General features: G+C 41.8%; 10 protein-coding genes and 1 other annotated feature. All 10 genes read right to left on the bottom strand.

Annotated elements, in window-relative coordinates:
* Window positions 1-63: 63 nt before the first annotated feature.
* Window positions 64-309, bottom strand: a binding site (T-box leader).
* 48 nt (window positions 310-357) lie between these two features.
* Window positions 358-1,809 (bottom strand): glutamate--tRNA ligase, encoded by a 1,452-nt coding sequence (gene gltX, locus ACIQXN_RS20250; protein ID WP_402970987.1) that lies wholly within the window; start codon window positions 1,807-1,809, stop codon window positions 358-360.
* Between the two features lie 90 nt (window positions 1,810-1,899).
* Window positions 1,900-2,379: a 2-C-methyl-D-erythritol 2,4-cyclodiphosphate synthase gene (gene ispF / locus ACIQXN_RS20245; protein WP_402970985.1), complete on the bottom strand. Its 480-nt coding sequence runs from the start codon at window positions 2,377-2,379 to the stop codon at window positions 1,900-1,902.
* 1 nt (window position 2,380) lies between these two features.
* Window positions 2,381-3,082, bottom strand: a complete 702-nt coding sequence (gene ispD, locus ACIQXN_RS20240) for a 2-C-methyl-D-erythritol 4-phosphate cytidylyltransferase (protein WP_402970982.1) — start codon at window positions 3,080-3,082, stop codon at window positions 2,381-2,383.
* Between the two features lie 21 nt (window positions 3,083-3,103).
* Window positions 3,104-4,201: a PIN/TRAM domain-containing protein gene (locus ACIQXN_RS20235; RefSeq protein WP_402970979.1), complete on the bottom strand. Its 1,098-nt coding sequence runs from the start codon at window positions 4,199-4,201 to the stop codon at window positions 3,104-3,106.
* Between the two features lie 228 nt (window positions 4,202-4,429).
* The gene (gene disA / locus ACIQXN_RS20230) at window positions 4,430-5,503 is read right to left on the bottom strand and encodes a DNA integrity scanning diadenylate cyclase DisA (protein ID WP_402970976.1); all 1,074 of its coding nucleotides are present in this window, start codon (window positions 5,501-5,503) and stop codon (window positions 4,430-4,432) included.
* A 2-nt stretch (window positions 5,504-5,505) separates the two neighbouring features.
* Entirely contained in the window at window positions 5,506-6,894 is a 1,389-nt protein-coding gene (gene radA, locus ACIQXN_RS20225; protein ID WP_402970973.1) for a DNA repair protein RadA, read from the bottom strand.
* Between the two features lie 192 nt (window positions 6,895-7,086).
* Complete coding sequence (gene clpC / locus ACIQXN_RS20220; RefSeq protein WP_402970970.1) at window positions 7,087-9,528, bottom strand: ATP-dependent protease ATP-binding subunit ClpC; 2,442 nt, start codon at window positions 9,526-9,528, stop codon at window positions 7,087-7,089.
* A gap of 104 nt (window positions 9,529-9,632) precedes the next feature.
* Window positions 9,633-10,709, bottom strand: coding sequence for a protein-arginine kinase McsB (gene mcsB / locus ACIQXN_RS20215; protein ID WP_402970967.1), 1,077 nt, complete (start codon window positions 10,707-10,709; stop codon window positions 9,633-9,635).
* On the bottom strand, window positions 10,706-11,257 hold the full coding sequence (mcsA, locus tag ACIQXN_RS20210; protein ID WP_402970964.1) for a protein-arginine kinase activator protein McsA: 552 nt from the start codon (window positions 11,255-11,257) through the stop codon (window positions 10,706-10,708). The genes mcsB and mcsA overlap by 4 nt, the downstream gene beginning before the upstream one ends.
* 20 nt (window positions 11,258-11,277) lie before the next feature.
* On the bottom strand, window positions 11,278-11,739 hold the full coding sequence (locus ACIQXN_RS20205) for a CtsR family transcriptional regulator (protein WP_402970961.1): 462 nt from the start codon (window positions 11,737-11,739) through the stop codon (window positions 11,278-11,280).
* Window positions 11,740-12,060 lie beyond the last annotated feature (321 nt).

Genomic DNA, 12,060 nt, shown 5'->3' with positions numbered 1-12,060 from the left:
ATTCCCCCCTATGCTCCATCCTTGTAATTTTAAAGCATATAAAAAAGCGCCTCTGTCCATATAGACAGAGACGCTTTAAGCGCGGTTCCACTCTGTTTGGAATGGATATAGCAGACCCAAAAGGCCCAACTCCCATTCCCAACTTTCATCCCTGTAACGGAGGATATTCCGCCTGTGCCTACTATAGGTTAGTTCAGCACAGGACTCAAGGGTGCATTTCAGAAAACGAGAGGCTTAAACCATTTTCAGCAGGTTATGGTTCTCTCTAATAAGCTTCGTTTACTTACTTCTCCCCATCTACGCGTTCTTTTGTAAGATTATTAATTACTATATTACATTTTGGTCTAATTGTTAACATTAAATACTCAGGATGCGTTGTTTAATTTTTTCTTTACCTAGTAGAGAAATCGCTTTAGGAAGGTCAGGACCATGTGTTTGACCAGTCACAGCCGCACGGATTGGCATGAATAATTTCTTACCCTTATGCCCCGTACTTTTCTGTACCGCTTTAATGGACTTCTTGATTTCGTCTGCTTTAAACTCCTCAAGACCTTCAATTTCTTTAAGGAAGGCTTCCATGACTTCAGGTACTTGTTCCTCCGCTAGGACTTCTTTCGCTTCAGGCTCATATTCAAGTTCTTCTTTGAAAAATAGTCCAGACAGTTCTACGATTTCCGCCCCATAGCTCATCTGCTCTTGATATAGAGAAACTAGACCACGCACCCACTCTTCTTCTTCCGGAGAACGCGTTGCAGAAATCTTGCCTGCCTTCACTAAGTGAGGAATGGACAATTGTACCGCACGTTCCTCATCCATTTGCTTCACATATTGATTATTCATCCAAGTAAGTTTTTGCTTATCGAAAAGTGCCGGTGATTTTGAAAGACGGTCTGCTTCGAATAGCTTAATGAACTCTTCCTTGGTGAAAATCTCTTCTTCGCCGCCCGGTGACCATCCAAGCAATGTTATGAAATTGAATAACGCTTCCGGTAAGTAACCCAACTCTTCATATTGTTCGATGAATTGTATAATTGATTCATCACGCTTACTTAATTTTTTCCTGCTTTCATTGACGATCAGTGTCATGTGTCCGAACACAGGGGGCTCCCAACCGAATGCTTCGTAAATCATTAGTTGCTTAGGTGTATTAGAAATATGATCATCTCCGCGAAGAACATGCGATATCTTCATCAGGTGATCATCAACCGCTACCGCAAAGTTATACGTTGGAATTCCATCTTTTTTAACAATGACAAAATCTCCAAAGCCATCCGTTTCAAATGAAACATCATCCTTAACCATATCTTTGAAAGTAAGGACCCTTCCTGAAGGAACGATAAATCGAATGCTTGGTTTTCTGCCTTCAGCCACTAGTTTCTCTTGGTCTTCTGCTGTTAAATGGCGGCACTTTCCGGAATATTTCGGTGTTTCGTTCCGTTCAACCTGTCCTTCACGTTCTGCTTCAAGCTCTTCTTCCGTACAGTAACATTTATAAGCCAAACCTTTGTCTAGAAGGTCTTCGAACAGTTCTTTATAAATGTCGTTCCGTTCTGACTGACGATACGGTCCATACTCCCCGCCAATGTCTACGCCTTCATCCCAGTCCATTCCGAGCCATTTCAAATATTTCAGCTGACTTTCTTCGCCACCTTCAATATTTCTTTTTTTGTCGGTATCTTCAATGCGGATAATGAATTTGCCGTCATTATGACGGGCATATAAATAATTAAATAAAGCTGTCCGAGCATTTCCTATATGTAAATGTCCAGTCGGACTTGGTGCATAACGAACACGAATATCACGGTTCATGATAGATATAGACCTCCCAGTCTTTCTTTTCTACGTTTTATTTTACCATTTAACCTCAATGTAATAAAGGTTTCCACTCTAAAACGAGTTTCAGTTAGTTTTAACCAACAGGACAACAGCCTGCGCTGCAATGCCCTCGCCTCTTCCCGTGAATCCTAGCTTCTCGGTCGTTGTCGCCTTTACATTGATTTGACCTACTGAGGCATCCAAGAGTTCTGCAATCCTAATACGCATTTCTTCAATGTAGGGGGCCATTTTGGGACTTTGTGCAATGATTGTACAATCTGCATTACCTAATTCATAGCCTTCTTTTTTGACGATGGCCCAGATGTACTGCAATAACTTAGCAGAATCGGCATCTTTGAACTCCGGATCAGTATCTGGAAAATGCTTGCCTATATCACCTTCACCAATTGCACCTAAACAAGCATCTGCAACCGTGTGCAGCAATACATCCGCATCCGAATGACCAAGCAACCCTTTCTCATGAGGAATCGTTATCCCTCCAATTATTAAAGGCCTGCCTTCTACAAGTTGATGTACGTCATAACCCTGTCCTATTCGAAACATCTTATTCTCCCCTATCTTCACTTTTCATTTGTTGTTTATGTAAAATCGCATCCGCAAAATATAAATCTTCCTGAGTCGTGATTTTAATATTATCATAATTGCCTTCAATAATGACTACCTGTTCGTTGATTCGTTCTAGCAAACTTGAATCGTCCGTACCCAGAAACGATGCTGCTTCCGCTTTTTCATGAGCGTTAATTAGAATAGATGCACGAAAAGCTTGTGGCGTTTGTACGGACCACAAGCTTGATCGTTCAACTGTTTCCATCACTGATCTGTTGTTTGCTTTTTTAATCGTATCCTTCACTGGGACTGCGATGATTGCTCCACCATGGAGACTTGCCGCAGTCGTTAATTCACTAATTTGCTTTTGGTCGATAAATGGACGTGCTCCGTCATGAACTAGGATTATTTCTTCTTCTACATGTGTCAAAGCATTATAAACACTCTGTTGACGTTCCTTACCACCCGATACAAGCTTCTTGACCTTCTTAAAATCGAAGGAGGCTATCATTTCCTTGAAATAATCCTTTTCTGCTGGATTTATCGAGAGGATAATTCCTTGGCAGTTTGAATCCTCCTCAAAAACACGAAGTGTATATACAATGATCGGGGTACCCGATAGTTCAATAAAAAGCTTATTCTTGCCGGCCTTCATTCTCTTTCCTTGTCCCGCTGCAGGTATCACTACTTCATAAAACATAAAAGTTTCTCCTACTCTTCTTTATAATGCTTTTTCTAATAGTTTAGGTTTAGCAAAAATCATTCGACCTGCTGATGTTTGAAGAACGCTTGTCACAAGTACGTCAATGCGTTTCCCAATATAATCACGTCCACCCTCGACAACGATCATCGTCCCATCATCTAAATAGGCAATCCCCTGATTCTGCTCTTTCCCATCCTTAATGACTTGCACATTCATTTCTTCCCCAGGCAGTACAACTGGTTTCACTGCATTCGCTAAGTCATTTATATTGAGGACGGCTACATTTTGAAACTCACATACTTTATTAAGATTGAAATCATTGGTCACTACCATGCCACCTGAAATCTTGGCAAGCTTCACTAGTTTACTATCCACTTCCTGGATGTCCTCGAAATCACCTTCGTACATCTCCACTTTAATGGGAAGGTCCCTTTGAATCCTATTTAGGATATCTAGGCCTCTCCGGCCCCGGTTTCTTTTCAAGGCATCCGAGGAATCAGCAATGTGCTGAAGCTCATTTAATACGAATTGAGGTATCACTATGGTTCCTTCCAGGAAGCCCGTCTGACAAATATCCGCAATTCTCCCATCAATGATAACGCTTGTATCGAGGATCTTCAACCGCTTGCTGTCACCTTCCTCGTCCTCTTCAGCCATACCCCCATCAGCAGCTTTTTTCTTATTGCTTTTTGAGAAAAGACTCAGTAGTTCATCACGTTTCTTAAAGCCGACCTGAAATCCTAGGTAGCCAAATAAAAGCGTAAGAATAATAGGGACGACCGTATTTAGAATCGGTACTCGAATCGCACTGAAGGCTGAACCTACCAAGAATGCCGCAAGCAGGCCGACTAAAAGGCCTACGCTTCCAAAGATTATATCTGTGATTGGAAATTTAACCAGCTGCTCTTCTAACCACTTCATAAAATAGACCACATGATCCACTGCCCAAAAAGTTATAAGATAAAAGATAATAGCACCCAACAGTACACTAACATAAGGATTGTTTAATAAAGCAATATCATCTGCATGGACAACAATTAATAATTCAGGAATAAGTAACATACCAAGCGTTCCACCAATTATTAAGAAACATGCTTGTATAATGCGTTTTAACATTCCCTTTCACCTCCCTCTTCTCATTATTGACCAATACAAAAAAAATGAAACCATTGAAAATTCGTTTTCGTTATATATCAAGAAATTCACTGAAGGACTCGTGATTTATTCATATAGTCATCGTCCTTTTTCGTAATTTCAGCCTAGCATCCCGAGTTTTGGGTGTCAAAAATAAACACTATTCAATTTCAAGTTAAAATAGGAAAATCTAGAAGGGTAATCAGTATCTTACATCCTCCGATTTGTGACGAGTTGATTTTTTAAAATACGAAGTCCTTCTCTAATTTTATTGGCCCGGACTTCCCCTATTCCTTCCACTTCATCAAGTTGCTCCACCGTCGCCTTATTGATTTCCTTAAAACAATCAAATTGCTTCACCAGATTGTCGATGATCAAACCTGGTAATCGGGGAATTTTATGAAGAATCCGATAGCCTCTGGCATGTACTGGAGCATCTAGATGGATGTGACCTTGGTATCCTAGTATCCTCAGCAGTATACTTTCATCGAGCTTTTCCTGCATGGCTAGCTCTTGAAGACGGAAAATGATTTCCACTGGGTTTTCTTCCTTGTTAGAGGCGTAATCCTTGATGAGCCATTTTCCTTCCGTTTCGATATCTGCCAAGATTTCATACATCTGTAGCCGAATTAGCCGACCTTCCGTGCCTAGCTCGTTGAGGTAGGCCAGTAACTCGGATTTGATACGCAAGACCATTACATACCGATGGAAGACTCGTAAAAGGTCTTCATAAGTAACTACTTCCTCGAACTCCAAGGCTCCTAACACCGAAATGCTCTGCTGTAAAACGACCTTATACTTTTCTAATGTCTGAATGGCTAGGTTAGCTTTAGCTAGAATCACTCCGATATCTTTAAGGGCATATCGAAAGCTCCCCTGGTATAGGGTGATAACTGTCCTTCTCTGGGAGATGGCAATTACCAATGACTTGGTTTCCCTCGCCACCCTTTCCGCTGTCCGGTGCCGCATGCCCGTTTCTGTGGAAGGTGCACTATTATCGGGCACTAACTGTGCATTAGCGAAAATGATTTTGTCCGCTTTTTCATTCAAAATAATGGCCCCGTCCATCTTGGCTAACTCATATAATGTGCTCGGGGTGCAGGCGCAATTAATCTCGAAGCCACCATCCACAATCGCTCGTACTTTTTCGTTGTCACCTACAACAATCAAGCCACCCGTATTTGCCCTTAGTACATTTTCGATTCCTTCTCGAAGCGGGGTACCAGGCGCCACAATTTGCAAAATATCCAATTTGGTTTTTTCATACCCTTTTTTCTCTGTCATCTTTACCCCCCTAACGAATGGTGAAGAGCCTCCGAAACTGATGAAACACCAATGACTTTAATACCCTTTGGCGCGGTCCATCCCCCAATGTTATTAGCCGGGATGATTACACGTTCAAATCCAAGCTTTGCCGCCTCCTGTACACGTTGTTCGATTCGGGACACCCTTCTAACTTCTCCCGTCAAGCCGACTTCGCCAATGATGCAATCGGTTGGGTTGGTGGACTTGTCACGAAAACTTGATGCGATACTGATGGCGACTGCCAGATCAATGGCCGGTTCATCCAATTTAACTCCGCCCGCAACTTTTAGGTAAGCATCTTGGTTTTGTAGGAGCAAGCCCACTCTCTTCTCCAGAACCGCCATCAAAAGTGAAACTCGATTATGATCGATTCCTGTAGCCATTCTCCTCGGGTTCCCAAAACTTGTCGGCGATATCAAGGCTTGAATTTCTACAAGTACTGGTCTCGTACCCTCCATTGAGGCAACAACGGTGGAACCAGAGGCACCCTGGGAACGTTCCTCAAGGAAAATCTCAGATGGATTCGCCACTTCTTCCAATCCATGCTCCTTCATCTCAAAAATGCCCATTTCATTCGTCGAACCAAAGCGGTTCTTGACCGCACGGATTATCCGGTATGTATGGTGTCTCTCCCCTTCAAAATATAAAACGGTATCCACCATATGCTCGAGTAGACGGGGGCCAGCAATCGCCCCTTCCTTTGTAACATGTCCAACAATGAAAATGGCGATTCCATTGGTCTTTGCTATCCGCATTAAGGACGATGTACATTCCCTCACTTGAGAAACACTACCCGGAGCCGATGTCACTTCTGAATGGTACACGGTTTGAATGGAATCGATAATGACCAAGTCCGGTTTGACCTCTTGGATCGCCTCTTGAATATAGTCCATATCCGTCTCGGCATAAACGAGAAGATTCTCCGACATAGCCCCTAACCGATCCGCTCTTAACTTGGTTTGTTTTATGGATTCCTCACCAGAAATATACAATACCTTTTTCTGTTTATGAGCCAACTGCGAAGAGACTTGCAAGAGCAGGGTTGATTTGCCTATCCCGGGATCTCCACCGATCAACACAAGTGAGCCTTGGACAATCCCACCGCCAAGGGCACGATTCAATTCCGCTAAATCCGTGGTAATTCGTGGTTCCTTGTCCGACTGAATGGTCGTAATGGGTGTCGCCTTCTCACGCTCCGCAGACCCTCGTACTTCAGAATGAGTGAATGCTCCCTTTCGTGCTGGCTTTACGATTTCAGTTTCTTCCACCATCTTATTCCATTCCCCACATCCGGGGCATTTTCCCATCCACTTCGCTGACTCATATCCACAAGACTGACACATGAATTTCGTTTTCTTTTTTGCTGCCATAATAACTCCTCTTTTTCCTCAAAATACCCATATAAAAGATATTATATGCCGGTTTTATTTAATCCTTCTTATTCATAAAATTATTTGCAATTTCTATATAGTAGTCCGCTAAGGAACAGTTTTTACCTATGAATAAAAAACAGAGGTACACTGCTAAAAAGTCTGAGTGTACCTCGAAGTTAAAAAAATAGCTTATTCACTTATATTGACGGGTTCGCCTTGTCTAACCACGAATTTACCATCTACTACATCTATTACGACTGTTTGCCCTTTTTTCACATTTCCCTTGAGCAATTCCTCAGATAGGAAATCTTCTACATGCTTTTGGAGCGCTCTACGGATTGGACGTGCCCCATATTCCGGGTCAAATCCTTCTGTCGCTACTTTTTCTCTTGCCGCATCTGTAAGTTCTAAGAAAATTTCCTGTTCTTTCAAACGAGAAATTAGTTGATTGGACATCAACGTAACAATTTGCTTCAAATGGTCCTTTTCTAATGAGTGGAAGACGATGGTCTCATCTATACGGTTCAGGAATTCAGGACGGAAAGCACGTTTCAATTCTTCCATTACTTTCCCTTTCATATTTTTATAGTCTTGACCAGTATCCTGAATATTGAAGCCCACATACTTATCCGTTTTCAATGCAGAAGCCCCAACATTCGATGTCATGATCAAAATCGTATTCCTGAAATCGACAGTGCGACCTTTTGAATCCGTCAATCTCCCATCTTCTAGAACTTGTAGAAGAATGTTAAATACATCTGGATGTGCCTTTTCAATCTCATCAAGCAGGACGACGGAATATGGCTTTCTTCTTACTTTTTCAGTCAGCTGTCCGCCCTCTTCATATCCCACATAACCTGGAGGGGAACCCACTAAGCGAGACGTTGAATGCTTCTCCATATATTCGGACATATCAATCCGGATCATCGCATCCTCATCACCAAACATGGATTCTGCCAAAGCACGCCCAAGCTCCGTTTTACCTACTCCTGTTGGTCCCAAGAAGATGAATGAACCGATTGGACGCTTAGGATCTTTCAACCCGGCTCTTGCACGACGTACCGCTTTGGAGACGGCAATGACAGCCTCTTCCTGCCCGATTACGCGATCATGAAGGATAGATTCCATATTCAGCAGCTTATCTGACTCCGTTTGTGCCAAACGAGTAACCGGCACTCCAGTCCAGCTTGATACGACATTGGCAATATCCTCCACTGTCACTTCACTGTTCTCTTGCCCCTGTTTCTCTTTCCACGTCTTCTTGGTCTCTTCCAATTGTTCTCTTAAACGTTGCTCCGTATCACGAAGGGAGGCAGCTTTTTCAAATTCCTGACTTTGAACAGAAGCATCCTTTTCCTTGCGAACTTCATCTAATTTCACTTCAAGTTCTTTTAGGTTAGGTGGTGTAGTGTATGACCGTAAGCGGACTTTCGAACCTGCTTCATCAATCAAATCAATGGCTTTATCCGGAAGGAAACGATCGGAAATATACCGATCAGATAATTTAACTGCGGCATCGATGGCCTCATCAGTAATCGATACACGGTGATGTGCTTCATACCGGTCACGTAATCCCTTCAAAATTTGAATCGATTCCTCATTTGTTGGTTCGTCTACTTGGATTGGTTGGAAGCGGCGTTCGAGTGCAGCATCCTTTTCGATATATTTACGGTACTCATCCAAAGTCGTTGCCCCGATACATTGTAATTCACCACGGGCCAAGGATGGTTTAAGGATATTGGATGCATCGATGGCACCTTCAGCCCCACCTGCACCGATCAATGTATGCAATTCATCAATAAACAAGATAATATTCCCGGCCTGGCGAATTTCATCCATCACTTTCTTTAACCGGTCCTCAAATTCACCCCGATATTTCGTCCCTGCTACGACAGTCCCCATATCTAGCGTCATTACACGTTTATCACGCAGGATTTCAGGAACCTCATTATTAATGATTTGCTGTGCAAGACCTTCTGCAATGGCGGTTTTACCCACCCCAGGCTCTCCGATTAATACAGGATTATTCTTTGTACGGCGGCTTAGCACTTCAATGACACGCTGGATTTCCTTGCCTCTGCCAATGACAGGGTCTAGGCTGTCTTCACGAGCGATTGCGGTTAGATCACGAGCAAGACTGTCAAGCGTTGGTGTGCTTGCATTAGATGTGGCCGAACCTTGATGACCACCTGATTCATTACTGCCTAGAAGCTGTAATACTTGCTGACGTGCCTTATTTAAGCTTACGCCCAGATTATTTAACACACGGGCCGCTACACCTTCCCCTTCTCGAATGAGACCAAGAAGCACATGCTCTGTACCTACATATGAATGCCCTAGTTTTCTTGCCTCATCCATAGAAAGTTCAATGACTTTCTTCGCTCTTGGAGTGTAATGAATCGTTTGAGCAGTGTCCTGGCCACGCCCAATCAAGTTTTCTACCTCTTTTTGTATCTTTTCCGGGCCTAATCCGAGAGCGAATAATGCCTTAGCAGCAATACCGTCTCCCTCACGCACTAAACCTAATAGAATATGCTCTGTACCAATATTATTATGACCTAACCGGATAGCTTCTTCTTGGGCTAATGCTAATACTTTCTGGGCTCTTTCAGTAAAACGACCAAACATCATAGGGAATTCCTCCTTTAGAATTTTCGTTTGAATAAAGCTTCTTTCTTTAGCAGAAGCTTTGCTTTACTTGTATAGTGTGAACATTACGTAAAAATGGCCTTTTTCTATGAGAAGGAGGATTCCGTGAAATCCAAGTGTTCTCGTATAAGAGCTGCTCGGCGGATATCCCTTTCATGAGTCCTTAAAGGTCCACCTGCGTATTTTTGTAAAAACCCTGGCTGAGTTAGAATCATCAACTCATTTAGGATACTCTTAGAAACATTTTTTATATAGCCTATATCTATCCCTAATCTCACATCGGAGATACAGGCAGCGGCTTCCTTAGTCCCAATGATTCGAGCATTTGATAAAATTCCATAAGATCGGAAAACTCTATCCTCTAATTGTATGTGAGAGGTCTTCACTAATGCATCCCTTGCAGACCTTTCTTGGGCAATGATCTGCTGAACTACACTCGTCAGATCTTCCACAATATCCTTCTCCGACTTCCCAAGAGTAATTTGGTTGGATATCTGAAAGATATTCCCTAAAGCTTGGCTGCCCTCTCCATAAATCCCTCGAACTACGAGACCTAATTGGTTAATAGCCGGGATAATGTGATTCATTTGCTGAGTAAGTACAAGACCTGGGAGATGCATCATGACCGAGGCTCTTAATCCTGTTCCCACATTAGTCGGACAGCTGGTTAAGTACCCTCTTTCCTCATCATATGCATAGTCTATGGATTCTTCAATCCAATCGTCAAGAACATTTGCAAGCCTTAAGGTTTCCTTAAGCTGTAACCCTGACATCAAACACTGAATCCTAAGATGGTCCTCTTCGTTAACCATGATGCTTATTTCTTCATTTTCCGAGAGAAGACATGCACCTTTCGCCGATTCTTCCACTAGATGGGGACTGATTAAATGCTTCTCGACAAGTACTCTCTTTTCCAGTGACTTTATTTGATCCATCTCTAGAAGTTCAAGATTGCCTATTTCCGGTGAAACTTCTTTTTCAATCCTCTTCTTAACCAATTCAATAATCTCTTTTGCCTCATCATTGGAAAAGGCGGTAGGGAAGGTGAAATCTTTAAAATTTCTGGCTAACCGAATTCGGGAACTTAATACAATATCCATTTCAGGACCTTCATCATGCATCCATGAACTCAATGCGTTCTCCATAAACTTTTCTAAACTCATGATTCATCGCTCCCCTCCTGTGCCTCATACCTTTTTTCAAGGGAACGAACTTTATCTCTGACTTCTGCCGCTTTTTCAAATTCCTCCTGATCGATGTGTAGCTTTAAATTCTCTTTCAGGTCTGATATTTGTTTCCGAAGATAAATACTTCCACCAATTCTTTTTGGAATTTTACCGATATGTGCAGTATTACCGCTATGAACCCTCTTTAGAATCGGATTTAACTGATCATTGAAAGTTTTATAACACTCAGCACAGCCAAATTTACCAATATGGACGAACTCTTTATAAGAACGATGACAATGAGGACAACGTTTCTCTTCTTTCATAGGGAATGAATTAGTCTTTGTCTGTTGAATATTCGACTCGATATTTAACAATCCTGCTAATAAATTATTTATTGAAAATCCATGCCCACCCGCATCCATGAACATTTCACCTTTTTCCTGAGCACATTTCTCACAAATCATAACTTCAGTCTTTTTCCCATTAATGATTTTGGTAAAGTGAAGAGTCGCAGGTCTTTGTTGGCATTCTTGACAAATCATCATTCATCACCTCTGCCATTTTATTTATATTTTAAGGTTGTAAGCATCGCAGTTAAAATTCGCGCCCTTAATTCATCACGATCTGGTAAATCTATATATATCACTGATCTATCTATGACACTCATCATAATCTTGGCTTCTCTTTCATTAATGACTTCTTCGCTCATCAGTCGGGCAATGACCCCTTCAGCCATAGATTGAGGTACTCGAGAACCGATTAGCGATAATAATTGGTTGATGAGTTGCACGTAATCCTGTGATTTCACCTTCATTATCCGAATATATCCGCCACCGCCGCGCTTACTCTCTACAACATAACCTCTTTCGATTGTAAACCTGGTATTAATTACGTAATTGATTTGAGAAGGAACACACTGAAATTTATCTGCTATTTCGCTTCTTTTAATTTCTAAGATATCTTTCTGACTTATTTCTAGTACTTGCTTCAAATAAGTTTCGATAATATCAGATATGTTTCTCACTCGACCTCCTCCAATCTGACTTTGACTATATTTGACTATTATTATACAAGGAAAAGCACATAATGCAAATTAAAACGCACTAATTCTTCTGTAATAACTATTTTCTCCAAATTATATGTATTTACATACCTCTTGCACACAGTAAAAATAAAATATCTTATTAATTACCCTCAATGATTCTCTTTAAAACCTTCCATATCTCTATTTAACTTTACTTCTAAAACACAAAAAAGGCCAGCACGATGGCTGACCTTTCAAATGGCTTGGCGGCGTCCTACTCTCACAGGGGGAAACCCCCAACTACCATCGGCGCTGAAGAGC

This window comes from Peribacillus sp. NPDC097295, assembly GCF_044761665.1.
Taxonomy (GTDB): Bacteria; Bacillota; Bacilli; order Bacillales; family DSM-1321; genus Peribacillus.
This window is presented reverse-complemented; position numbering and strand designations above follow the sequence as displayed.